This is a genomic window from Caldimonas mangrovi, assembly GCF_023721835.1.
Lineage (GTDB): Bacteria > Pseudomonadota > Gammaproteobacteria > Burkholderiales > Burkholderiaceae_C > Caldimonas > Caldimonas mangrovi.
The window spans coordinates 197,041-221,979 of the sequence record NZ_JAMKFE010000010.1 but is presented as its reverse complement, the minus strand read 5'-3'; the positions used below and the strand labels follow the sequence as shown (position 1 = coordinate 221,979).

Annotated in this window: 18 protein-coding genes; 7 read left to right on the top strand and 11 right to left on the bottom strand. The window is 67.4% G+C overall.

Going from position 1 to position 24,939, the window contains the following annotated elements:
• From M8A51_RS17165 to glgB, 7 genes are all read right to left on the bottom strand, one after another.
• A partial coding sequence (locus tag M8A51_RS17165) for a phage late control D family protein (RefSeq protein ID WP_251779738.1) occupies positions 1-635 on the bottom strand: 635 nt, incomplete at its 3' end.
• Positions 636-802: 167 nt separating this feature from the next.
• On the bottom strand, positions 803-2,086 hold the full coding sequence (locus tag M8A51_RS17160) for an amylo-alpha-1,6-glucosidase (RefSeq protein WP_251779737.1): 1,284 nt from the start codon (positions 2,084-2,086) through the stop codon (positions 803-805).
• Positions 2,087-2,268: 182 nt separating this feature from the next.
• Entirely contained in the window at positions 2,269-4,440 is a 2,172-nt protein-coding gene (glgX, locus tag M8A51_RS17155) for a glycogen debranching protein GlgX (RefSeq protein WP_251779736.1), read from the bottom strand.
• A 102-nt stretch (positions 4,441-4,542) separates the two neighbouring features.
• Complete coding sequence (locus M8A51_RS17150) at positions 4,543-5,238, bottom strand: mechanosensitive ion channel family protein (protein WP_251779735.1); 696 nt, start codon at positions 5,236-5,238, stop codon at positions 4,543-4,545.
• Complete coding sequence (gene treS / locus M8A51_RS17145) at positions 5,225-8,584, bottom strand: maltose alpha-D-glucosyltransferase (RefSeq protein ID WP_251779734.1); 3,360 nt, start codon at positions 8,582-8,584, stop codon at positions 5,225-5,227. The genes M8A51_RS17150 and treS overlap by 14 nt, the downstream gene beginning before the upstream one ends.
• 6 nt (positions 8,585-8,590) lie before the next feature.
• A complete protein-coding gene (locus M8A51_RS17140; protein ID WP_251779733.1) occupies positions 8,591-10,633 on the bottom strand; it encodes an alpha-1,4-glucan--maltose-1-phosphate maltosyltransferase in 2,043 nt (680 codons plus the stop codon).
• Positions 10,626-12,560 (bottom strand): 1,4-alpha-glucan branching protein GlgB, encoded by a 1,935-nt coding sequence (gene glgB / locus M8A51_RS17135; RefSeq protein ID WP_251779732.1) that lies wholly within the window; start codon positions 12,558-12,560, stop codon positions 10,626-10,628. Before glgB ends, M8A51_RS17140 begins: the two co-directional genes overlap by 8 nt.
• A gap of 181 nt (positions 12,561-12,741) precedes the next feature.
• Between glgB and M8A51_RS17130 the strand changes: the two genes are divergently transcribed.
• The 3 genes from M8A51_RS17130 (at position 12,742) to M8A51_RS17120 (ending at position 15,530) form a co-directional block, all read left to right on the top strand.
• Complete coding sequence (locus tag M8A51_RS17130; protein ID WP_251779731.1) at positions 12,742-13,104, top strand: hypothetical protein; 363 nt, start codon at positions 12,742-12,744, stop codon at positions 13,102-13,104.
• A 63-nt stretch (positions 13,105-13,167) separates the two neighbouring features.
• Positions 13,168-14,418: a cytochrome P450 gene (locus M8A51_RS17125; protein ID WP_251779730.1), complete on the top strand. Its 1,251-nt coding sequence runs from the start codon at positions 13,168-13,170 to the stop codon at positions 14,416-14,418.
• Between the two features lie 119 nt (positions 14,419-14,537).
• Positions 14,538-15,530, top strand: a complete 993-nt coding sequence (locus M8A51_RS17120) for an SDR family oxidoreductase (protein WP_251779729.1) — start codon at positions 14,538-14,540, stop codon at positions 15,528-15,530.
• On the opposite strand, the gene M8A51_RS17115 is transcribed toward M8A51_RS17120, so the two are convergent.
• Both M8A51_RS17115 and M8A51_RS17110 read right to left on the bottom strand, forming a co-directional pair.
• Positions 15,466-17,412 (bottom strand): glycoside hydrolase family 15 protein, encoded by a 1,947-nt coding sequence (locus M8A51_RS17115; protein WP_251779728.1) that lies wholly within the window; start codon positions 17,410-17,412, stop codon positions 15,466-15,468. The two genes, M8A51_RS17120 and M8A51_RS17115, sit on opposite strands and share 65 nt — an antisense overlap.
• Positions 17,413-17,416: 4 nt before the next feature.
• Positions 17,417-18,838, bottom strand: coding sequence for a vitamin K epoxide reductase family protein (locus M8A51_RS17110; RefSeq protein ID WP_251779727.1), 1,422 nt, complete (start codon positions 18,836-18,838; stop codon positions 17,417-17,419).
• 109 nt (positions 18,839-18,947) lie between these two features.
• Here M8A51_RS17110 and M8A51_RS17105 point away from each other — a divergent pair, with 109 nt between their 5' ends.
• Positions 18,948-19,664: a PRC-barrel domain-containing protein gene (locus M8A51_RS17105; RefSeq protein WP_251779726.1), complete on the top strand. Its 717-nt coding sequence runs from the start codon at positions 18,948-18,950 to the stop codon at positions 19,662-19,664.
• 16 nt (positions 19,665-19,680) lie between these two features.
• A complete protein-coding gene (locus M8A51_RS17100) occupies positions 19,681-21,486 on the top strand; it encodes a thiamine pyrophosphate-requiring protein (protein ID WP_251779725.1) in 1,806 nt (601 codons plus the stop codon).
• Between the two features lie 48 nt (positions 21,487-21,534).
• Here the strand turns inward: M8A51_RS17100 and M8A51_RS17095 are convergent, their stop codons facing one another.
• The gene (locus tag M8A51_RS17095) at positions 21,535-21,927 is read right to left on the bottom strand and encodes a ChaB family protein (protein ID WP_251779724.1); all 393 of its coding nucleotides are present in this window, start codon (positions 21,925-21,927) and stop codon (positions 21,535-21,537) included.
• 103 nt (positions 21,928-22,030) lie between these two features.
• Here M8A51_RS17095 and M8A51_RS17090 point away from each other — a divergent pair, with 103 nt between their 5' ends.
• Complete coding sequence (locus M8A51_RS17090; protein ID WP_251779723.1) at positions 22,031-22,750, top strand: Mut7-C RNAse domain-containing protein; 720 nt, start codon at positions 22,031-22,033, stop codon at positions 22,748-22,750.
• 20 nt (positions 22,751-22,770) lie between these two features.
• Here the strand turns inward: M8A51_RS17090 and M8A51_RS17085 are convergent, their stop codons facing one another.
• On the bottom strand, positions 22,771-23,355 hold the full coding sequence (locus tag M8A51_RS17085; protein ID WP_251779722.1) for a hemerythrin domain-containing protein: 585 nt from the start codon (positions 23,353-23,355) through the stop codon (positions 22,771-22,773).
• 311 nt (positions 23,356-23,666) lie between these two features.
• On the opposite strand from M8A51_RS17085, the gene M8A51_RS17080 reads away from it, so the two are divergent.
• Complete coding sequence (locus M8A51_RS17080) at positions 23,667-24,929, top strand: glucose-1-phosphate adenylyltransferase (protein ID WP_407062248.1); 1,263 nt, start codon at positions 23,667-23,669, stop codon at positions 24,927-24,929.
• The last annotated feature ends 10 nt before the right edge of the window (positions 24,930-24,939 follow it).

Genomic DNA, 24,939 nt, shown 5'->3' with positions numbered 1-24,939 from the left:
AAGAAGACGATGCGGTGGCCGCGCGGGGCGGCTTCGTCTTCTTCGCAGCGCCAGCCGATGCCTTGTTCGGCGAGCACGCGGCTGACGAAGGCGTAGTCGGTCTCGCGAAACTGGTTGCAGTAGTGGCGCGGGCTGACGGGCGCCAGAAAGCCGGCCACTTCCTCGCTCCAGCGCCAGGCCGCCAGGCCGGCATAGGGCTGGAACACGGCTTCGACGATCTCGATGAGGCTTTTGTCGATGAAGCTCTGGCTGCGGCTGGTGAGTTGCAGCGCGGCCAGCCACGGGCGCACGACGAGTTCGTAGCGGGCCAGCCCGCCGTCGCTTTGCAGCGCGGCAGCTTGCACGATGACGCCGCTGCGGGTGGTGCGGCCGCCGTCGGCCAGGCTGATCGCCAGGCTGGCCTGTTGGCCGAGCAGGACTTGCAGCTCCACGTGGGCGGAACTCGACAGCACCGAAATCCGGTATTCGAACAGCTCGTTCAGCGCTTCCCGGGCGCTGAAGGATTCGACCAACAGGCCACTGACGGCCGCGCTGCCGGTCAGTTCGTACAGGCGGGTCTCGGCGGTGAAAGAAATGCCGACAGCCTGCGCAATGCCGTCGAACGACGGCAACGCCTCGAAGGGGCGTTGAATCATGAGGGAAGCCTCTCCTGAAGGGTCTGGTGACCCGGCGAGAACTTCTTGTGCGGGAATGAGTCCTGCCGGGCGGCAGGAGTTTGGCATGAGCGGCCGGCCCGGGCGCCCGCCGCGCACCCCTGCTTCAGGGGGAGAGTTGCAAGAGATAGTTACTGAAAGCGGCCGCCCTACATCGCGAAACGGCCGGTCTCGAGCGCCTGCCGCGCGATCAGGAAGCCCGCGGCGTTCCAGCTCTGCCCGGGCATGCCGTTGGGTTCCAGCGTCTTGCCGTGGAACCATTCGGTGAAGCGCCAGTCGTCGAGGCTCAGCGTGTGGGCCAGCTTGTCGAGTTCGCGCTTCGCCTCTTCGCGCTTGCCGAGCTGTGCCAGCGCCATGGTCCAGAAGCCGCCGACGAAGGGCCAGATGCCGCCGTTGTGGTACTGGTACGGGTGGTTCTGCTTGTGGCGGCCCATGTAGGCGCGCCACAGCTGGTCGCGGGTGGACAGCGGGTCGACGACCACCCGCACCGGGTACGGGTCGGCCACGCGGGCGCTGCCCAGCGCCTTGACGATGCCTTCGGCCATCGAGTCGCCCGCCAGCCCGTACAGGATGGCCAGCACGTTGCCGAACACGTCGCCTTCATTGCCGGCAAACGACAGGTTGACGAAGCTGAGGTAAAGGTCGGGATTGCGCTGGCCGCGGCGGGCGTAGTGGCCGAGCAGCCGGCTGCGGCGATATTCCGGCAGGTCGCGCTTGAACGGGTGGAACAGGTGGTTGAAGTGCTCGTGCGTCTCTTCCTGCTTCGGCAGGTTGTACAGGCGCTTGACGCGATACCACAGCGCATTGGTGTACAGCACGAAGCCCGAGCGCGGCATGATGTCGGCCCAGTCGCTGGCCTCGTTTTGCTGCAGCAGGAAAAAGCGCTGGTGCTCCTGCGCCAGCAGCCAATCGATGGCGCGCTTGACCTGCGGCTCCCAGCGGCCCTGCGCCTCGGGCAGCGAGCTGCAGCGGCGCACGTGATCAACGGCGATCAGCCACCACAGCGTGGCGTCTATGCAGCCCAGGTACCAGAAGTCGGCGTCCTGGCCTTCGGGGTCGACGTACTTCGGGATCTGCCCGTTGGGCGCCTGCGCCTGGGCCAGCGATTCGACGCTGGCGATGGCGCCGCGCTCCAGCGGCTCGACGCCGCTGCCCGCCATGGAGAGCACGCAGATCGCCGCGTCACGGCCGAAGATGCGCGTGTAGCTGCGCGCCTCGGCCGCTTCGGTGCGGCTGGCCGCCAGTATGCCTTGCGGCGTGAGGTTGGCTTCCAGCAGGCGCAGCGACTCGGCGGCGCAGCGGTCGATCAGATCGGGCGAACCGGCGAAGCCGGCCGGACGGTGCACGGTGGCGAGTGCCGCATCCGCGTCGGCGCCGAACGTCGGCATCGAGGAGGCGTGCGAGGCGCGGGCGGTTTCGGTCAGCGGGTTCATGGTCTTCCCTGGAGAAAGGTGCGGTGCGGCAAGCGACACCGCGGCTCATGGACTGCGGACCAGTGTACGGAGCGCTTTTCACTCTGACACCACCCATTTGGAGTGTGCCGGGCGCGACGTGACGCATTCAACGGCCGGATGTCACGCGCGACACCCGTGTTGCAGGCGCCGGAAACTCCCCCTTATTCGGGCGATGGTGGTGGCAGTGCGGGGGCGTGCATCGGGCGGCTCAGCACCACCAGCGAACGCCCCTGCAGCGCATACGGTTCGCCGCGCCCGTGGGGCGTCGGCGGCGCTTCGCCGCGGGGATGCACGGTATCGATCTGCACCGTCCAGGCCTCGCCTTCGATCGGCGGCATGTGAAACGCGATTTCGTTCTCGTGTGCGTTGAACAGGATCAGGAAGTCGTCGTCCTGCAAGGGCTCGCCGTGGCGCGAGACGTCGTCCAAGCCTGCACCGGCGAGGTAGACGCCCAGGCAGCGGGCGTGCTCGTGCTCCCATTCCGCGGCCCCCATCTCGCTGCCGTCGGGCTTGAGCCACAGCACGTCCTTCAGGCGGCTGCCGAGCAGTGACCTGCCCTCGAAGAAATCTCGGCGTCGGAAGGTCGGGTGGCTGCAGCGCAAGGCGATCAGCTTTTGTACGAACTGGTGCAGCGCGTGCCGCTCGGGCGCGGGCGACCAGTCGAGCCAGCTGATCTCGTTGTCCTGGCAGTAGGCGTTGTTGTTGCCATGTTGCGTGTGGCCCAGCTCGTCGCCGGCCAGCAGCATAGGCACCCCCTGCGACAGCAGCAGCGTCGCGAGCATGTTGCGCTTCTGGCGCTCGCGCAACTCGTTGACGGCGGCGTCGTCGGTCGGTCCTTCGACGCCGCAGTTCCACGACAGGTTGTGGTTGTTGCCGTCGCGGTTGTCCTCGCCGTTGGCTTCGTTGTGCTTGTCGTTGTAGGACACGAGGTCGTGCAGTGTGAAACCGTCATGCGCGGTGATGAAGTTGACGCTGGCATGCGGCCGCTTGCCCGAACGGCCGTACAGGTCCGACGAGCCGGTCAGCCGCGTCGCGAACTCGCCGATCAGGCCGCCGTCGCCCTTCCAGTAAGCCCGCATGCCGTCGCGGTAGCGGTCGTTCCATTCGGCCCAGCCGAGCGGAAAGTTGCCCACCTGGTAGCCGCCGTGACCCAGGTCCCACGGTTCGGCGATCAGCTTGACCTGGTTGAGCGTCGGGTCCTGGCGGATCACGTCGAAAAAGCCGCCCAAGTGCTCCACCCTGCCCCGCTCGCGCGCCAGTGCCGACGCCAGGTCGAAGCGGAAGCCGTCGACGTGCATCTCCTCAACCCAGTAGCGCAGCGAGTCCATCACCATCTGCAGCACGCGCGGATGCATCAGGTTCAGGGTGTTGCCGCAGCCGGTGAAGTCGGCGTAGTAGCGCCGGTTCTGCTCCGACAGCATGTAGTAAGCGGCGTTGTCGATGCCGCGCAGCGACAGCGTCGGCCCGAACTGGTTGCCTTCGCAGGTGTGGTTGTAGACGACGTCGAGGATCACCTCGATGCCTGCCGAATGCAGGCTCCGGATCATCGTCTTGAACTCCTTGACCTTGCGCGAGTGCGAATAGCGCATCTCGGGCGCGAAAAAGCCCAGTGTGTTGTAGCCCCAGTAGTTCTGCAGGCCCTTTTCTGCCAGGTAGCGGTCGTTCAGGAAGGAATGCACCGGCAGCAGCTCCACCGTCGTGACGCCCAAGCGCTTCAGGTAGTTGATCGACGGCGCCGAGCCGAGGCCGGCATAGGTGCCGCGCAGCGGCTCGGGCACTTGGGGATTCAGCATCGAGAAGCCCCGCACATGCAGCTCGTAGATCACCATGTCGTGCCACGGGATCTCGGGGCGGCGGTCTTCACCCCAGGTGAAGGCCGCCTCCAGCACCCGGCACTTGGGTGTGTACGGTGCACTGTCGCGGCGGTCGAACGACAGGTCTTCCTTCTTGTGGCCGACGGTGTAGCCGTACAGCGCGTCGTTCCAGCGCAGCTCGCCGACGAAGTCCTTGGCGTAAGGGTCGACCAGCAGCTTGTGCGGGTTGAAACGGTGGCCCTCCTCCGGCTTGTAGGGCCCGTGCACGTAGTAGCCGTAGGCGACGCCGGGACGCGCTTCGGGGAGGTAGCAGTGCCAGACATGATCGGTGCGCTCGCGCATCGTGACCCGCTGGCGCTCGCGCCGGCCGGTGTCGTCGAAGATCGCCAGCTCGACCTTTTCGGCGTTCTCCGAGAACAGCGCGAAGTTCACGCCCTGCCCGTCCCACGTGGCTCCGCGTGGATAGGGCTTGCCGGGCCAGACGGCGGTGATCGGGATGTCGTTGTCCGAGGACTTCATGGTGCGCATACGTCAGCTTTTCCTGCGCGCAACGATGCACGCCGATGTCGATGAATGCAAATACGGGGAGTAAACGGGGAAGCAAGCCGTGACGGACGGGGCCTACGGCAGCTCGTCCTTGCGCCCGGTTTTCGGAGGTGAAGGCCACCACTGCTCGAGCCGCGCGGCGGCCCAGTCCTTGCCGCCCAGGCCGAAGGCCAGCGCGAGCGCCAGCACCAGGCCGCCGAGCAGGATCAGGAAGGCGTGGCGCACGATCACGCCGCCGATGTCGAGCTGGTCGAGCGCGATCATCACGACGAAAACCGTGATCGCGTACTGGGCCAGCTTGCCGAGCGAGGCCGCATCGCGCACGCCGATGCCGTGCGTGTAGGTGGTCACCGCATTGCCGACGAAGCGTGCGAAGTACGTGCCGAAGGCCAGGATCAGCAGGCCCACGATCACGCGCGGCACGAACAGCATCACGCGCCCGAGCAGCTCGGTCACGTAGGCCGCTCCGAGGCTGTTGAACGCGACGATCAGCGCGGCGAGGATGACCACCCAGTACAACAGGCGCCCGAACAGCTCGACCGTGTCGAGCTCGGTGCCGCCGCGCTGCAGGAAGCCGTCCATGCCGGAACGCTGCGTGATGATGTGGAAGTTGATCGCCCGCAGCCCCTTGACGAGCGCGAAACGCAGGGCCTTGGCGATCAGGAAGCCGGCCAGCAGCACCAGCGCGGCCAGCGCCAGCCGCGGCAGGAAGGCCGCGATCTGGTACAGGAAGGCGCGGGCGGGGTCGAGCAGCACGTCAACTCGTTCCATCGGGAGACCTCTCGCGGGAGACCAGGGCGGTGATGCCGTGCAACGGAATGTCGACCCAGTCTGGGCGGTTGTTGAGTTCGTAGCGCAGCTCGTACAGCGCCTTCTCGAGTTCGAACAGGCCCAGCAGCGCTACGCCGGGCTGGAGCGACTCGTACAGCTCGGCACCGCGTGCGGTCGCGTCGTAGCTGCGCAGAAAGGCCAGGCGCACCTGGGCGTCCCACTCGGCCGCGTGCGGTGCCAGCGCCTCGTGCTCCTCGGGGCTGTGAGCAACGTTGCGCAGGGCTGCGGCGCGGGCATAGCTGAACGAACGCAGCATGCCGGCCACGTCCTTCAGCGGCGAGTGCTTTTCGCGTCGCGCCTCGAAGCTGCGGCCCGGCTCGCCTTCGAAATCGGTGATCACGAAGTCGTTGCGCGCGAGCAGCACCTGCGCCAGGTGGTAGTCGCCGTGGTAGCGCGTCTTCAGGCCGTACTGCGGCGGCGTCGTGAACTGCTCGACGCGTTGCAGGATCACGTCGCGCTGCTCCAGCAGGTGCCGCGCGAGGCCGAGTGCCGGCTCGGGCAGCGTCGGCAACGATGACTCCATCATGCCGAGCGTCGCCCTTGCCTCGCTGGACACCTGCGCGCGGTACGCCGTCAGGTCGGCCGGCGTCAGCCGCTCCGGCTCGAAGGCCTCGCTGCCGCGAGCCTGCGCGAACGCGATGTGCAGTTGGGCGGTCCGCCGGGCCAGGGTCTCGACGAGAGCGAGGTAGGCGCCGTGCACGTCGGGCGGCACGGCCTCGGTGCTGGCGCGGCGCAATTCCAGATAGCGCTCGAGGTAGTCGACCGTATAGCTCCAGCCGTCACCCTGATTCGGCACGTAGGCTTGCACGATGCCCAGCGTCACGCGGGTGTCGTCGCGGCCTTCGTACTCGATCACGCCGGCCACCGGCACGCAGTGCTCGAACTTCGCCTGCTCCGTCAGGAAGCAGCCGATCTCGTACTCGGGGTTGGTTCCCGCACGCAGACGGCGATAGCCCTTGAAGAACAGCCGCTCGTCGAGCGTGACCAGCGTGTTGCTGCTCTGGCCCTGCGGCTTGCCGACCGGCAGCCCCTGCGGGTTCTCGCCTGCGAGGTCGGCGAAGGCGCTGGTCGGGCGGAAGCGAATGGTGCCGCGCCCGGTCGCGATCTCCCGGCCTTGGCCGATCGCCTCGATCACCGCGCGCGCGAAAGCGTCATCCTGGAAGGCATCGCCCATCACGCCGACGTTGGCCTGCTGCCGCACGCGCGCCGCGGCATTCAGAGAGATGCTGCGCAGCCGCTCCTCGTCCTGGTCTTCCCAGGCCATCGCCAGCGGCACGAAGTAGCGCGGCTGGTCCTGCGGACCATCGAGCTCGGCGAGGGTCAGCATCCAGGTGTGCGGCCCGTTTTCCCACACCGCGTGGTCGACCAGCCGCGCGCGCTGCACAGGCTCGCCCCCCTTGGAGCCGTACCAACGTTGTGCCTCGATGAAACGCGGCAGCGTGTCGGTCTCGAATTGCTCGCGGAGCTTCAACGCCAGGCCGATGCGCCACGGCACGACATGATCGCGGAACAGGCTGTTCCAGCCATCGAACAGCACCAGCACCGGCCGATCCTCGGTGGGCAGCACCTCTTCGTGCCAGATCGGCACCGGCGCGTCGGTGGCGAGGCGGAACCAGTAGAAGCCGTGCGCGGGCAGCGTCAGCAGATACGGCAGGTCGCCGATGGGCGGAAAGGTGGTGCGCCCGAGCAATTCGACCGGCACGCGCGACTTGAAGCGCGCCAGGTTCAGTTCCACCGGCTGCGCCGAGCGCGACAGGTTGGCAACGCACAGGATGGTGTCGTCGCCGTACTCGCGCAGATACGCGAGGATCTTGCGGTTGCCCGGGCGCAGGAAGCTCAGGGTGCCACGCCCGAAGGCGTGGCTGGTCTGGCGCACCGCGAGCATGCGCCGCATCCAGTTCAGCAGCGACGACGGGTCACGCATCTGCGCCTCGACGTTGACGGCCTCGTAGCCGTAGACGGCGTCCATGATCGGCGGCAGGTACAGGCGCTGAGGGTCGGCCCGGCTGAAGCCGGCGTTGCGGTCGGGGCTCCACTGCATCGGTGTGCGCACGCCGTTGCGATCGCCGATGAAGACGTTGTCGCCCATGCCGAGCTCGTCGCCGTAATAAATGATGGGCGAGCCCGGCATCGACAGCAGCAGGCTGTTCATCAGCTTGATGCGGTCCATGTCGTTGTCCATCAGCGGCGCCAGGCGGCGGCGGATGCCGAGGTTGATGCGCGCGCGCGGGTCGGCGGCGTACATGTTGTACATGTAGTCGCGTTCCTTGCTGGTCACCATCTCGAGCGTCAGCTCGTCGTGGTTGCGCAGGAAGATCGTCCACTGGCAGGTGGGCGGAATCTCGGGCGTTTGCTGCATGATCTCGACCACCGGGTAGCGGTCTTCCTGGGCAATCGCCATGTAGATGCGCGGCATCAGCGGGAAGTGATACGCCGCGTGGCACTCATCGCCCTCGCCGAAATAGTCGCGCACGTCCTCCGGCCACTGGTTGGCCTCGGCCAGCAGGAAGCGGTTGGAGTAGTTGGCGTCGATCGCCGCACGCAACTGCTTGATCACCACGTGCGTCTCGGGCAGGTTCTCGTTGTTGGTACCGTCGCGCTCGACCAGATAGGGGATGGCGTCGAGCCGGAAGCCGTCGACCCCCATGTCGAGCCAGAACCGCATCACCTTGAACACCGCCTCCAGCACCAGCGGGTTGTCGAAGTTCAGGTCGGGCTGGTGGCTGAAGAATCGATGCCAGTAATAGGCCTTGGCGACCGGGTCCCAGGCCCAGTTGGAGGTTTCGGTGTCGGTGAAGATGATGCGCGTGCCGCGGTACTTCTGGTCGGTGTCGCTCCAGACGTAGAAGTCGCGCTCGGGCGAGCCCGGCGGCGCACTGCGGGCGCGCTGGAACCACGGATGCTGGTCCGACGTGTGATTGATCACCAGCTCGGTGATCACCCGCAAATCGCGCTTGTGCGCTTCTTCGAGCATCAGCTTGAAGTCGTCGAGCGTGCCGTGTTGCGGATGGATGTCCTCGTAGCGCGCGATGTCGTAGCCGTCGTCCTTCAGCGGCGACGGGTAGAACGGCATCAGCCACAGCGTATTGACCCCCAGGTCCTTGACGTAGTCCAGCTTGGAGGCGACTCCGCGGAAGTCGCCCATGCCGTCGTCGTTGGAGTCGAAGAAGGCCTTGACGTTCAGCTGGTAGATGACCGCGTCCTTGTACCAGAGCGAGGTATCGTCGCCGGGAAGGATCAAGCCGGCGGCGGGTTGCTCGAGGTTCGGGGTTCGCGGTGCGTTCATGGCGCCTCACAGGAAGTAGTCGAAGTCCTGCTCGCTGCGCACCCGGCGCCGCAGCCGGAAAACATGTGCCGGCGTGTGGTTGGGATCCAGGAGGATGAAGTTGCGGGTGCCTTGCCACACGAAGCGTTGATTGCTGAGCAAGTCGTGTACCTGATAGGGCTTGTCCGTTTCGATGCCAAGCACGCGCGGCTCGATGTCGAGCCAGCCCGACTGCGGGTGGTGGGGATCGAGGCTGACGATCACGAGGATCACGTTGTCCGCTTCTGGCGTGCGCTTCGCATAGGCGATCAGCTGGTCGTTGTCGGTCGGGAAGAAGCGCAGGCTTCCATCGGACTGCAACGCGCGGTTCTCGTGCCGGATGCGGTTGAGCAGCGCGACGAAGTGCCTCAGGCTGTCCCCGCGCTCGAGGTCCCAGTGCCGTAACTGGTACTTTTCGGAGTTGAGGTATTCCTCGCTGCCGGGGTGGCGCGGCGCGCTTTCCATCAGCTCGTAGGCCGGCCCGTAAATCCCGTAGTTGGCGCTCAGCGTCGCGGCCAGCACCAGCCGCGCCATGAAGGTCGATCGCATGCCCGACTGCAACGTCTCGTGCAGGATGTCGGGCGTGTTGGGCCAGGCGTTGGGCCGGAAGTACTCACGTCCCGGGCCCTGCGACAACTCGGTGAAGTAGTCGGTCAGCTCCTGCCGGTTGTTGCGCCACGTGAAGTAGGTGTAGGACTGGCTGTAGCCCAGCTTCGCAAGCCGGTGCATCACCTTGGGCCGGGTGAACGCCTCGGACAGGAAGATCAGTTCCGGGTGATCGCGCTTGAGCGCGTCGATGCACCACTCCCAGAACGCAAACGACTTGGTGTGCGGGTTGTCGACCCGAAAGATCTTCACCCCCTGCGCGACCCAGTATTCGAACACGCTCTTCAGCTCCACCCACAGCGCCTTCCAGTCCTCGGTCTCGAAGTTGAACGGGTAGATGTCCTGGTACTTCTTGGGCGGGTTCTCGGCGTACTGCACGGTGCCGTCGGGGCGCCAGCGGAACCACTGGGGGTGTTCCTTCACATAGGGATGGTCCGGCGCGCACTGGAACGCGATGTCGAGCGCGATCTCGATGCCCAGCGTCTGCGCCTTGGCAACCAACCGCCGGAAATCCTCAAGGGTGCCGAGCGCCGGGTGTATGGCCTTGTGGCCGCCCTCGGCCGCGCCGATCGCCCATGGGCTGCCGACGTCGTCGGTCTCGGCGGTCAGTGCGTTGTTCTTGCCCTTGCGCTTGACGCGGCCGACGGGATGGATGGGCGGAAAGTACAGCACGTCGAAGCCGAGCTCCGCCACATACGGCAGCCGCGCCTCGACGTCTCGGAAGGTGCCGTGGCGGCCCGGCTCGGGCGCCGCCGAGCGTGGAAAGAGCTCGTACCAGCTGCTGAAGCGGGCACGCTCGCGGTCGGCGACCAGCGGCAACTCTACCGCATGCGTCACGGCGAGCGAGCGGTCGGGGTAGCGGTCGGCCAGTTCGGCCAGCAGCGGGTCGAGCGCGAGCGCCTTCAGCGCGTCGGCGTCCGACGGCTGGCGGATCTCACCGGCTCCGCGTCGCAGGCGAGCCGCCCAGTCCTTCAGGCTGGTGTGGTCGGCACCCTTGGCGCGTGCGGCGGCGTCTTCCAGCATCACCGCCCCCACCAGCGCGGCAACTCGGATGTCTTCCGGCTCGACCCGGCGCTCCAGCTCGTGGTGCCAGGAATGAAGAGGGTCGACCCACGCGCTCACCGTGTAGTAGTAGCGTCCCGGCGCCGGCGGCGTGAAGCAGGCGTGCCACTCGTCATTGACGTCGAGCTTCATTTCGACCTCGTGCCACCCGGTGTCCGCCTCGGCACGCCAGTGCAGCAGCACCCGCAGCATGTCGTGTCCGTCGGTGAAGCAATGGGCCTCGACACGCATCGGCTCGCCGGCCACCCGCTTCACCGCGAAACGGCCGCCGTCGACGACCGGTCTGACTGCATCGATCACCGCGCGGCTGCGGCCGTCGGGCCGCGCGGGGCCGTCGTTCTTGCTGGCTCGTGTTTCAAGCATGGGCTTCGTGCCTCAGGACGATGGTGGACAAGGGAGGCAAGGTCAGGCTCACCGACTGCGGCCGCCCGTGCGAAGGCAGCGGCACCGCCTCGACGCCGCCCAGGTTGCCCCAGCCCGCACCGCCGAACTCGCGCGCATCGCTGTTCAGGATCTCGCGCCAATGCCCGAGGGCCGGCACGCCTAGCACATAGTTGGGCTGCGGCTCGGGCGTCAGGTTGCACACCACCAGCAGCGCCGGCGCACCGGCGGCCTTGCCCTTGCGCAGGAAGGCCAGCACCGTGAACTCGGCATCGTTGCCCTCGATCCACTCGAAACCTTCGTGCGAGAAATCGACCTCGTGCAGTGCGGGCTGCTCGCGATACACCCGGTTGAGCTGCTGCACGAAACGCTGCAACCCGGCGTTCTCGGGCATCGCACTGACATGCCATTCGAGTTCGCCTTCGTGCGCCCATTCGCGGCGCTGGCCGAATTCGCAGCCCATGAACAGCAGCTTCTTGCCCGGGTGGGCCCACATGTAGCCGTACAGCGCCCGCAGGTTGGCGAACTGGCGCCAGCTGTCGCCGGGCATCTTGCCGACCAGCGAGCCCTTGCCGTGCACGACCTCGTCGTGCGACAACGCCAGCACGAAGTTTTCGTTGAAGGCGTAGACCAGCGAGAAGGTCAGCCGGCCGAGGTGGTACTTGCGATGGATCGGGTCTTCTTTCATGAAGGCCAGCGTGTCGTGCATCCAGCCCATGTTCCACTTCATGCCGAAGCCCAGGCCACCCAGGTAGGTCGGCCGCGAGACCATCGGCCATGCGGTGGACTCCTCGGCCACGGTCATCACATCGGGGTGCTCGCGGTACACCGCGCGGTTCAGCTCGCGCAGCAGGTCGATCGCCTCCAGGTTCTCCTTGCCGCCGTGCACGTTGGGAATCCACTCGCCGTGCTTGCGACCGTAGTCGAGGTAGAGCATCGACGCCACCGCGTCGACCCGCAGGCCGTCGAGGTGGTAGTGCTCCAGCCAGTAGAGCGCCGACGACAGCAGGAAGCTGCGCACTTCGTGGCGGCCGTAGTTGAAGATGCTCGAGTTCCAGTCGGGGTGGAAACCCTGGCGCGGATCCGCATGTTCGAACAGGTGCGTGCCGTCGAAGTACTGCAGCCCGTGCTCGTCGGTCGGAAAGTGCGACGGCACCCAGTCGAGCAGCACGCCGATGCCCTGCTGGTGCAGGTGATCGACGAAATACATGAAGTCTTGCGGCGTGCCGTAGCGCGAGGTGGGGGCGAAGTAGCCAGTGGTCTGGTAGCCCCACGAGCCGTAGAACGGGTGCTCGGTGACCGGCAGAAGTTCCACATGCGTGAACCCCATTTCCTTCACGTAGCTTGCGAGCGCATGGGCCAGTTCTCGATAGCCGAGGTATTGGCCGTTGGCGCGCCGCCACGAGCCGGCATGGAACTCGTAGATCGAGATCGGGGCGTCCAGCGCGTTGTGCCGGGCCCGCTCACGCATCCAGCCCTCGTCGTGCCATTCGTATTCGAGGCTCCATACGCGCGAGCCGGTGGCCGGCGGCACCTCGGCATACACGCCGAACGGGTCGGCCTTGTCGACCACGTAGCCGCCGCGGCCGTGGATGCGGTATTTGTAGGTGTGACCGCGCTGAGCCGTGGACGAGCGACCTTCCCAGACACCGCTGCCGTCCGGCCGCGGGCTCAGGGGCTCTGCCTGCGGGTTCCACCCGTTCCACTCGCCGACGACGGAAACCGACGTGGCGTTCGGGGCCCAGACGGCGAAACGGGCGCCCGCGCTGGGCTCCGGGTGGCAGCCCAGCTTGTCGTGCAGACGAGTGTGGGTGCCCTCCCGGAAGAGATAGACATCGTGTTCGGTCAGCACCGCCGGGTGGCCGGCCTCGCGGCCCGGTGGCCCGACCTGCACGCTTTGCTGCTCCATCGGCATTCCTTGCGTTGTGGTTCCGGTGGGACGCACGACGCCGCGAGCCGCTTGGGCGACCCCGGCGCAGCGCGCAAGACGCCAAGGGCTGCGGCAAACCTTGTGCCCGCGGTACCGGCACGCGGCACGGGGATTGCGGCCTGACCTTAGGATGTCCGGCTTTGCGCGTCATCGACAGACCATGCCGTCCACGACAAGAATCCCCCGCCCCCTGGAGCACTGGGTGGCCGACGCCGGCAACGGCGACGTCGCCCACCTCGACATCCCGGCCGACGCGTCGGGTGACCGCCTGTTCGAGGTCTCCTGTACTTTTGTCGTCTCGCATCGTGGCGGCGACGAGGCCTTCCACGGGTTGCGCGTGCTGGTCGACGGGCGCCAGCAGTGGTCTCGCGAAGTGCCCACGCACGCCGGCGGCCAGGACTCGCTCGACGTCAGCTTTCGCCGCAGCGTGCCGGTCGGCGTGCCGCTGCGCATCTCGGCGATAGGCTCGGTCCGTGGAGCCGTCCGCATCAGGCTGAACATCACGGCCGAAGAGCAGGACTGAAGCGCACGGCATGATGGTTGCAAAGCGGACTTCACGGGCCGACAGCCCGCCAGGGAGCCGCCGGTGCCACGAATTCCTCATGATTCCCGACCCGACAGCAGCCTTGCACTGCTTGCCGACCCTTATGGCTACATCGGCCGCCGATGTGTCGAGTTCGGCACCGACCTGTTCGAGGCGCGCCTGCTGTTGCGTCGCACGATCTGCATGACCGGCCCGAACGCCGCCGCCCTGTTCTACGACCGCAGCCGTTTCCAGCGCACAGGCGCCGCGCCCGAGCCGCTGCGCGCCACGCTGTTCGGCCAAGGGGGCGTGCAAGGCCTGGACGGTGATGCGCACCGCCACCGCAAGGCGATGTTCATGTCGCTGGTGACGGCCGCACAGGTCGACGCGCTGGCACGTCGCTTCGAAGACGAACTGCAGACAGCGGCGCGGCAATGGAGCCGGCAGCCGCAGGTGGTGCTGTACGACGCGTTGCACGAGCCGCTGACGCAGGCGGTGTGCGGCTGGGCGGGCGTGCCGCTCGAGACCTCGGAAGTCTCCTTGCGCACCACGGATCTGGTCGCATTGTTCGACCAGGCCGCCGCGCCGGGCCTGGGCCACTTCCGGGCGCGCGCGGCGCGCAAGCGCAGCGAGGCATGGGCGGTCGCGCTCGTCGAGGCGCTGCGCGCCGGGCGGTTGTCGGCGCCGCCGGGCAGCCCGCTCGAAGCGGTCGCGCTGCATCGGGACGAGAACGAGCAGTGGCTGCCGCCTCGGGTCGCGGCCGTCGAGCTGCTCAACGTGCTGCGGCCGACGCTGGCCGTGTCGGTGTTCATTGTCTTCGTCGCGCATGCCCTGCACCTGCACCCCGAATGCAGGCTGGCGCTGCAGCAACGCGAAGCCGGCTATGCCGACTGCTTCGTGCAGGAGGTTCGGCGCCACTACCCGTTCTTTCCCGCCGTCGTGGCGCGCGTGCGCGAGGATTTCGAATGGCGCGGCTACCCCTTCCCTGCGGGCCGCCGCGTGATGCTCGACCTGTACGGCACGAACCACGACTCCCGTGCCTGGCGCGACCCGCTGGCGTTCGAGCCCGCTCGTTTCCGCGAGCGCACCCCGACGCCGTTCGAATTCGTCCCGCAGGGCGGCGCCGAGCCGCACAAGCACCACCGTTGTCCGGGCGAAGGCATTGCGGTCGAGTTGATGAAGGTGGCGGCCGTCTTCTTCTCGACGCGCCTCAACTACGAGGTACCGCTGCAGGACCTGCTGCTCGACATGAAACGTCTACCGGCACTGCCGCGCGATCGTTTTGTCATCGCAAGCGTTCGCGTGGCGGCTTGAGCCGGCTGCCACCGTCCCTGCGGGACGCCGCGCCCGCTTGATCGCAGCGACCGACCGCGCAAGGTGCCGGGCGCGCGGTTTGCTCTACGTCCGGTCGTGGCCCGCCTGCAGTTGCAAGGATGAAGCATCGAACGATCGTCGTGGTGACAGGGGCGTCGGCCGGCATCGGTCGAGCGACAGCCCTGGCTTTCGCGAAGCGCGGCGCCCGTGTCGGGCTGCTCGCCCGCGGGCTCGACGGGCTCGAAGGTGCGCGGCGCGACGTCGAGGAAGCCGGCGGCGAAGCCCTGGTGCTACCGACGGACGTGGCCGACGCAGCGCAGGTCGAGGCGGCGGCGGCTCGCATCGAGCGCGAATGGGGGCCGATCGACGTATGGATCAACAACGCGATGGCGACCATCTATGCGCCGTGCGACCAGATCTCGCCGGAGGACTTCCGACGGGCGACCGAGGTGACCTATCTCGGCGCCGTCTGGGGCACGCTGGCCGCACTGAGATACATGAAGCCGCGCAATCGCGGCGTGATCGTGCAGGTGGGCTCGGCGCTCGCCTACCGCTCGATTCCGTTGCAGGCTCCGTATTGCGGCGCGAAGGCCGCGCTGCGCGGTTTCACCGATTCGCTGCGGTCCGAACTCATCCATGACCGCAGCGACGTGACGCTCACCATGGTGCACCTGTCGGCCTTCAACACGCCGCAGTTCGACTGGGGCCGCACCACGCTGGACAAGCAGCCGCAGCCGGTGCCGCCGATCTTCCAGCCCGAGCTGGCCGCCGAGGCCATCGTCTGGGCCAGCCGGCACCAGCGGCGCGAGCTGGCCGTCGGATTTCCTGCGGTGAAGGCGATGCTGGGGCAGAAGATCCTGCCCGGCTACATCGACCGCAAGCTGGCGCAAGCCGGTTACTCGGGGCAGCACACCGACCGGCCGCTGCCGCCTGGGCGTCGCGACAACCTGTACGCGCCGGTGCCGGGCGATCACGGCGCCCACGGCCGTTTCGACGATCGGGCGAAGCCGAACAGCTGGCAGTGGTGGCTCAACACGCACCGCTGGGTCATGCTGCCGTTGTTTCTCCTGGCCTTGGTGGTGCTGGCGGTCCTGCTGGCGCGCTCGATGTAGCCGTGCCGGCCGGCTTGCCGCCGGCATTGCGCAGCTTGCCGTCGCCTTGCGCGTCACCTGCGGCACGCACCAATGCCCGCAGGGCCGTCATCTGCGAGACGTGCGTCAGCACCTGCGGAAAGTTGCCGAGCATGCGGTGCTGCACCGCGTCGTACTCCTCGGAGAACAAGCCCAGGTCGTTGGCGCAGGACGTGGCGCGGCGGTAGTAGCGCCATGCGTCCTCCACCCTGCCCTGATGAGCGAGGCAGCGGACCAGCCAGAAAGTGCACGGCAGGAACACCCCTTCGGGCGAGGCGAAGCCGTCAGGCGACCGGTAGCGCAACAGCAGACCGTCGTGTTCGAGCTCGTCGATGAGCGCCTGCACGGTGCGCAGCATGCGGGGATCGTCGTAGGCGATGAAACCGAAAGGCGGCAACAGCAGCGCCGCTGCATCGAGGTGCGGCTCGTCGAAGGCCTGCACGAAAACTCCACGACGGGCGTCGTATCCGCGCTGCTCGATCTCGGTGCGCACGGCGTCGCGGTTGTCGCGCCAGTGCGCCAGCGGCGCGTCGAAGCCATGTTCGCGCGCCAACTGGCAGCCGCGTTCCAGCGCCACCCAGCACATCGCCTTCGAATGCACGAAGTGGCGCGATCGGTCGCGGAACTCCCAGATCCCATGATCGGGTTCATGCCAGCGCAGGCATACGGCGTCGACCGCGTCGGCCAGGAAGCGCCAGTAACAGGGATCGAGCGGCCGGCTCTCGTCGTGCCAGATCCAGGCCAGCTCGAGCAAGGTGCCGTACACGTCGAGCTGCATCTGCTGGGCCGCCCGGTTGCCGATGCGCACCGGGCGCGAGCCCTCGTAGCCCTCCAGCCAGTCGAGCACCACCTCGGTCAGGCGCCGCTTGCCGTCCACGCCGTACATGACCTGAAGCTGCTGCGCGCTGCCGGCGGCGCTGCGCTCGATGAACGAGCGAAATCGGTTGGCCTCGCGCTCGATGCCGACCGCGTGCAGCGCGCGCACCGCAAGCACCGAATCGCGCACCCAGCTGTAGCGGTAGTCCCAGTTGCGCGCGCCGCCGGGGGATTCGGGCAGCGAGGTGGTGGCGGCGGCCACCATCGCGCCGGTCGGTTCATAGGTCAGTGCCTTCAGCACCAGGGCCGACCGGGACGTGAGCGGGTCCTGAGCAAACGGCGCGAGCATGCTGCTGGCCCAGGTCCGCCAGCTTTGCATCGTTCGCCGCAGTTCGTCGTCGAGCGGTCCGCACTCGTCGCCAGCGACGTCGGCGGCCTGCTCCAGCTGTTCGGGCGCCACGAAACGTATCGACAGCCGCAGCTTCTCGCCTTCGCGCAGCCGCACCGAGCCTGTCAGTGCATCGCGCGCGTCGGTCAGCCTCAACCGGTTGCTGTCGCACTGGATCAGCAGCCCCTTGTTGCTGCCGCAGGCGGTATAGAGCCCGGGCCGGCGCTCGCGCATGTCGGGGATGATCTCGCCGAAGTCGAAACGCGGCACTATCTCGATGCGCACGTCCACCTGGCCGCTCGTGCAGCGGACCACGCGTGCCAACCGCCCCGTCTCCCGGCGCCCCGACGCCTCCAGCATTGGGAAGAAATCATGCAGCTCGGCCTGCCCCCCGGGCGCCGAGAACCGTGTCGTCAGCACCATGGTGTCGGGCTCGTAGCGGCGTTGCGGCGGCACGTCCTGCCCTTCGACGCTGATTTGGCAGTGACCCCCGAGCCGGGCGTCGAGCAGCCGTCCGAAGCAGCTGTCGGCATCCATCGCCGGCATGCAACACCAGTCGATCGAGCCGTCGCGGGCCACGAGCGCCGTGCAATGACCGTCGCCGATCAGCGCGTAGTCGGCGATGGGACGGTAACGACCCGAGAGGCGCGAGCTGTCCATCGGCTCACCAGACGAGGTAGCGGTCCCACCCCGCATAGTGATGGCGCACCGGCCCACGAGGAATGCTGAGGAAGATCAGCAGCAGCCCGGCCGCGACGCTGCCGGCCGCGGCCACGCTGTTGGCGCCCGGCAGCAGCCACGGCGCGGCGACCAGCCACGCACCGAGCAGAGTATTGAGCGCTCGCAGCGGCCGCACCACCTCCGAGAACGCCGACACCGACACCACGATCACCATCGCCCCGACCAGGTGGTCGCTGTCGGCCATGGCTTCTTCGCTGCCGAAGATCAGCCGCGTGCACATCAGCCACACGCCGAGCACGGTGCAGGCGGCCAGGCCCTTGGGAAGGGCGCCGAACTGGCGCCAGGCCTGCCGGGCGTGCTCGGCGTCCAGGGCCAGCGGCGGCTCGCCCGAAGCGCGCGCGCCGCGGCAGTTGCCGCCGCGCCAGAACACCCGCCACATCGACTGCCCTTCGCGCCGCGCACGCAGCATGAACTGGAACATCGCCGCGATCTCGTCGAACGAGTACGGCAGCATGATCACCATGGCGGCGGCCGAGATGAGGCACAGCGTGCACCAGGTACCGATGACGATCGGCTGGATCACGATGAAATAAATGCTGACCCCGCCCAGCGGGATCACCAGCACGCCGAACATCCCGACCATCCACGGCATCGTGCGCCAGCGCCTGCGGTCGCCCATCAACCCCGACAGGGCCTCGAGCATGTAGCTGATCGCACCGAGCCCGGCGTCTGCGACCGGCCATGCGCGCGAGACGTCGGACGTGATGATGCGCTCGGTGCCGTCGCCGAAGAACGGGTCCCACACCGAGCCGATGTGGCCAAGCTGGTAGGCGCTGAGGTAGCGCGCGACGAAGAAGCCGACGAGCGCCAGGGCTACGATCGGCAGGCGCTGAGACCAGGACGACGGCGAATAGTCCCACCCGGGGGGAATGTCTTCCCCAGCCATCATGGACTCCATGCTCATCCCGGGCATCATCGGAATCAGCACCGAAAGCGCGATCGCGAGCGCGCCGACGACCGTCTCGTTGGCGTAGGTGGCGGCGTCCGGAACCCAGAACACCAGTGGTGCGAACAGCAGCCAGACACCCACCCCGCAGGTGCCCCATTGCGCTGCGCGCCAACGCCAGAACAGCGACAGGCCGCCGAACAGCACCAGCAACGCACCGCTGGCGATGTCGCTCCACATCAGCCATTGCGCGCGCTGTTCGGGCGGCGCGAGCATGCGATCCGTCGTGACGCGTTCGACGCCGGGCCCGAAGTTGGCCGGCTCCAGCGAGCCGAACGTGAACGGAGAACAGATCAACCAGACACCCAGCAGCATCACCGTGAAGTGCACCCACAGCAACTGCTGGTGCATCTGTCGCATCTGTTGCATGTGCTCCTGCATGCCCTGGTCGCGCTTCATGGGGGCAGTGCAGCACGGCACGTGCCCGAGCGTCCTGCCCGGGGGCCGGAACAGGACTTGCCGCACTGCAGGCGCACGCTCTTCGTTCCAAGAAACCCTGGAGACCACGATGCTTCACAAAGTGACCCAATGGCGCGGCGCCGCGGTGACGGCCCGCGACGGCGACGTCGGCTCGATCGACGACGTCTATTTCGACGACGAGCGCCTGACGGTGCGCTACCTGGTGGTGGACACCGGCGGCTGGTTGAACCACCGCCGCGTGTTGATCTCGCCGTATGCGGTGCGCACCGACGTCTCCGCCGACGAACAGGTTTTCGTCGACCTGACCCGGGCCCAGGTCGAGAACAGCCCGCCGATCGAGGCCGACGAGCCGGTCTCGCGACTGTACGAGAAGGCCTACGCCGACTACTACCGCTACCCCTATTACTGGGCTGGCCCGTTCACCTGGGGCCCAGGCGCCTACCCGGCACTGACGGCCGGTACGCTGCCGGACGCCCTGCCCGCGGCGAACGACCCGCCCGCCATCGACGACGAAGTCACGCAGCAGGTCCTCGAAGCCGCGCGGCGCTCGCACCTGCGCAGCAGCCGCGAACTGATCGGCTACCACGCCGAAGCACGCGACGGCTCGGCCGGCCGCATCAACGACCTCGTGATCGACGACGTCGACTGGTCGGTACAGCAGATCGTCGTCGACACGCGCAAGTGGCTGCCCGGCGGCCAGGTGACCGTGCCGGCCGACGCGGTGAGCGACATCGACTGGGCCGCCAGCGAGGTGAGGCTGAACATGGACCGGCGCAGCATCAAGCAAGCCCCTGCAGCGCACTGAAGTGTGCCGTCGCGCCATGACCGACACCGTCAGCGATTTCATGCTCAAGCGGCTGCATGCCTGGGGCGTGCGACGCATCTTCGGTTATCCCGGCGACGGGATCAGCGGATTGATGGGGGCGCTCGACCGGGCGCGCAAGCAGCAGCTCGGGATCGAGTTCATCCAGACCCGCCACGAAGAGCTGGCGGCCTTCATGGCCGTGGCTCACGGCAAGTTCACCGGCGAGGTCGGCGTGTGCCTGGCGACCTCGGGGCCCGGCGCGATCCATCTGCTCAACGGGCTCTACGACGCCAAGCTCGACCACCAGCCGGTCCTCGCCATCGTCGGCCAGCAGGCACGCGCCGCGCTGGGAGGTGACTACCAGCAGGAAGTCGATCTGCTCTCGCTGTTCAAGGACGTGGCGCATGAATACGTGCAGATGGCAGTGGTGCCGGCGCAGATCCGTCACCTCGTCGACCGGGCCGTGCGCATCGCGCGGGACCGGCGCACCGTGACCTGCATCGTCGTCCCACACGACCTGCAGCAGCTGGACGCGGTCGAGACGCCGCCGCGCAAGCACGGCACGGTACACAGCGGCATCGACCGACCGGGCGCAGGCGGAGTGCCGTCACAGGGCGAACTGCAACGAGCGGCGGACGTGCTGAACGCCGGCAAGAAGGTCGCGATGCTGGTCGGCGCCGGCGCACTGCAAGCGACTGACGAGGTCGTCGAGGTCGCCGAGCGGCTCGGCGCCGGTGTCGCGAAAGCCTTGCTCGGCAAGGCCGCAGTGCCCGACGACCTGCCGTACGTGACAGGCTCCATCGGCCTGCTCGGCACTCAGCCGAGCTGGCACCTGATGACCGGCTGCGACACGCTGCTGATGGTGGGCTCCGGCTTCCCCTACTCCGAGTTCCTGCCCGAGGAAGGCCAGGCGCGCGGGGTGCAGATCGACATCGATGGCCGCATGCTGAACCTGCGCTACCCGATGGAGGTGGGACTGATCGGCGACAGCCGCGAGACGCTGCGCGCACTGCTGCCGCTCCTGGAGCCCAAGGCCGACCGCAGTTGGCGCCAGGAGATCGAGCACGGCGTGGCGCGCTGGTGGCAGGTGATGGAGGCCCGTGCCAAGAGCCCGGCGACGGGCATCAACCCGCAGCTGCCGTTCTGGGAGCTGTCCCCGCGCCTGCCGGACGGCTGCATCCTGACCTGCGACTCGGGGTCGGCCGCCAACTGGTTTGCACGCGACCTGAAGATCCGACGCGGGATGATGGCGTCGCTGTCGGGTGGGCTGGCGACGATGGGCCCGGCAGTACCCTATGCGATCGCTGCCAAGTTCGCCCATCCGGGCCGGCATGTGATTGCGCTGCTCGGCGATGGCGCGATGCAGATGAACGGTCTCAACGGCTTGATCTCGATCGCGACATACTGGCGGCGCTGGTCCAACCCTCGCCTCACGGTGATGGTGCTGAACAACGGCGACCTGAACCAGGTCACCTGGGAGCAGCGCGGAATGGCGGGTGACCCCAAGTTCGAGGCCTCGCAGGTCGTGCCTGATTTCGCCTACGCCGACTACGCCAAGCTGCTGGGGCTGAACGGCATCCGCGTGACGCGACCACAAGACGTGGCAGGTGCGTGGGACGTCGCGCTCGCGTCCGAGGTGCCGACCGTCGTCGAGATGGTCACCGACCCCAACGTGCCGCCGATGCCGCCGCACATCAAGATGGAACAGGCCCGAGCCTACCTGTCGGCATTGTGGCACCGTGATCCCGACGCACTGGAGATGATCAAGCAGACCGCTCGCCAGTGGTGGGACAGCGTCTTCCCCGGCGGGCAGGGGCGCTGAAGGCGCTCACCCTCCGCCCCGCCAACCGCACCTCGCGGGTCGATCCGCTCAGTGCTGTCGCCTGGCGACCGCTCGCGCCAACGCTTCCTTGCTCATGCCGGAGCGGCCGCCGATACCGAGCTGCTTCGCCTGCTCGTACAGCTCGCGCCGCGTGAGCCCGCGCTCGTCCACACCGCCGGCGGTCGCCTTGGGGTGCTCGCGCGCGGCCTTTCCGGATTGCGCCGCCTGCGGGTCGGAAGGCCCCTTGTGGTCCTTTTCTTCCCAGTGGTCGCCCACCTTCTCGAAACTGTGTTTCAGCGACGCGTATGCGGTTCGGCCGGCGAGCTGGCCGCTGCCGTATTCCTGCTCGGCGCTGCGCAGCGTCTCGGCATAGGTGCGCTGGGCCTTCTCGGAGGAGCGCTCCAGCGTGTCGGGCATGTCGACACCGTACTTCCGTGCCATGGTCGTGTTCTCCTTTCCCTGCGTTTGCAGCAAGCGCCATGCGCGTCCGCCGAGGCACGGCGTGTGCTGGTCGTCCTCGCGTTTCATCTGACCGACTGCCGCGTTGCCCCGCTTCCGTTTCGCCCCGGAACTCGACGTCTTCCTCGCCCCTCGCCGGCGGGGCGGGCGCAGCACGCCCTGGGCGATGGGCGAGCACGAGACACTGAAGCACGCGATCGAAGCCCTCGGTGTGCCGCATACCGAAGCCGGCGAGATTCGCGTCAACGGGCGAGCCGCCCCGCTCACGCTCCGCGGCCTGTCGGACCCCGACGAGGTCGAGGTGTACGGCGCGCCGCCGGTTCCCGCGCCCCCGGAAGGCGCTGCAGCGCCCCGCTTCATAGCCGACGCTCACCTGGCACGCCTGGCGCGTTACCTGCGGTTCGCGGGTGTGGACACCCTGCATCGCGACGACTGGCCGGACACAGAACTCGCCGCGTTGGCACAGCAGGAACAGCGGATCGTGCTGACCCGCGACCGGGCCTTGCTGATGCACCGCCATGTCGAGCGCGGCTGCTATGTGCGCCCGCTCGACCCGGTGGCGCAGTTGGAGCAAGTGATGCGACGGTTCGCATTGCGCTTGCCGGCCGAGCCGGCGGGACGCTGCCTGTTGTGCAACACCGAACTGCAGTCGCTGACAAGGCCCGCCGCCGAACCGCACGTGCCGCTGCGGGCCTACACGAACTTCGAGTGCTTCTGGCGCTGCCCGGACTGCACCCGCGTCTACTGGCGCGGGTCGCATTGGCGGCGCATGCGCGGCGCGCTCGAACGCGCCGCGCCCGGATGACGCTGCCGCCCGGTCGGCGCTCAATGATGCCGGTGCGAAAACGCCTGTTTCAACAGGTAGCCGCCCGCCAGCAGCCCGCCGGCCGCCACCAGCATCGTCGCGCCCGGCATCGCGCGCGCCTGGTTCAGCGCGATCTCGGCGGCATGCGGGCCGGCGAGCTCCATCCGACGCTTGGTCATCTGTGCGCCGAGTTCCGACAAGCGGTCCTTCAGGAGCAGCTCCGCCGCCGGCAGCAGCACCGTCTCCTCGTCGGCGACGTGGTGCATCACGTCGCGCATCAGCTCCAGCACCTTGCTGTCGTAGGCCTCGTCGGCGGGCTCCATTGACCGCAGTTCGCCGATCAAACGGCGCATCTCGTCATGCTCGGGCTTGGACTTGGCGAGCACCTCGTCGTCGGTGGAGACCTCTTCCAGGGCGGGATAGAAGATTTCTTCCTCGATCTGCGCATGGACCTCCAACCCGAGGCAGATCACGTTGACGATGGCGCGCTTCTTGTCGCTCGGCGCATCCATCTCGTACCTGTGGAAATTGCTCAGTACGTGCGTGTGGTCCATGCGGATCAGCTTGGTCGCACCGGGCGAGAGCTTGCTCACGATCTCGTTCATCGGGGTCCTCTTTTGATGTGTGGCGTGGAACACCGATGCGAGCAAGGCACGTTCCCCGTGCTCGCCCCGCATGTCGCCGATCGCGATCCCCGCGCGGAAAGGACATGGCCGCCATGATGTCGCGCGGCACGCCGATTGCTGATGCTTCAACCGGTTGCAGCAAGTGAAGCGATGCAAGGCATTTCTCAGAGTGCGAGGGAGAAAAAACCACATGACCCATGCGGCCGACCGCTCGCATGGGGGCTTCTACTGTTGCGCCTTCCGCTGGCCCCGCGGCCGCCGAACGACCCGTGCACTCCTGGAGCAACAACATGATCGCCGGCAAAAACGTTCTCGCCTTCGTGATGGCGGGTGGCGAAGGCTCGCGCCTGCACCCTCTGACGGCCGATCGGTGCAAACCCTCGGTTCCGTTCAACGGCAAGCACCGCATCGTCGACTTCGTCCTCAGCAATCTGGTCAATTCCGAGATCTATTCGATTTATCTGCTGGTGCAGTACAAGTCGCAGTCGCTGATCGAGCACGTGCGGCAGTCCTGGACGATGGCGCGTTTCATTCCACAGCATTTCGTGACGGTCGTGCCGCCGCAGATGCGCGATGGTCCGAAGTGGTTCCAGGGCACCGCCGACGCGGTCTACCAGAACCTCCACCTGATGAACAGCCTGCAGCCCGACCTCGTGGCAGTGTTTGGAGCCGACCACATCTACCGCATGGACATCCGGCAAATGGTGCAGTTCCACGTTGAAACGAATGCCGACGTGACGGTCGCGACGTTGCCGGTACCGCTGGCCCAGGTCTCGCATTTCGGCATCGTGGACACCGACGCGCAGGGGCGCATCCGCGAGTTCCGCGAAAAACCGGCCACCGCCCGCCCGATGCCGGGCCGCGACGGCCACGCGCTGGCGTCCATGGGCAACTACATCTTCTCGGCCGATGTGTTGCGGCGCGAGCTGCAGCGCGCGCACGAGACCGGCGAGAGCGACTTCGGCAAGCACATCCTGCCGCGCACCTTGAAGTCGCACCGGCTGATGGCCTACGACTTCGCGAACAACATCATTCCGGGCACCGAGCCCTACGAGGAGCCGGGGTACTGGCGCGACGTCGGCACCATCGACGCCTATTTCGACGCTCATTTCGATACGCTGGGCGCCGCCCCGCGATTCCGCATGACGAACACCCGCTGGCCCATCTACGCCAGTCCCGACCAGGCCGAGTCGGCCCAGATCGAACGCGGCTACATCAACCATTCGACCATCGGTTCGGGCAGCATCATCGACGGCGCCTATCTCGACCACGCCATGCTGCGCCGGTCGGTGCGCGTCGAACCCGACGCCCGGCTGGAGCAGTGCATCGTGATGGAGCGCACCCGGGTCGGGCGCGGCGCCAAGTTGCGGCGCGTGATCGTCGACCAGGACAACCACATCCCGCCCGGTGAGGTGATCGGCTACGACCTCGATAAGGATCGGCAGCGCTTTCACGTGAGCGAAGGCGGCATCGTCGTGGTGCCCAAGTGCTACTTCCCACAGGACAGCCGCTCGCCCACCGAAACCACCGAGCACGAGATGGTGATGGCCTGAGGCACGCGGT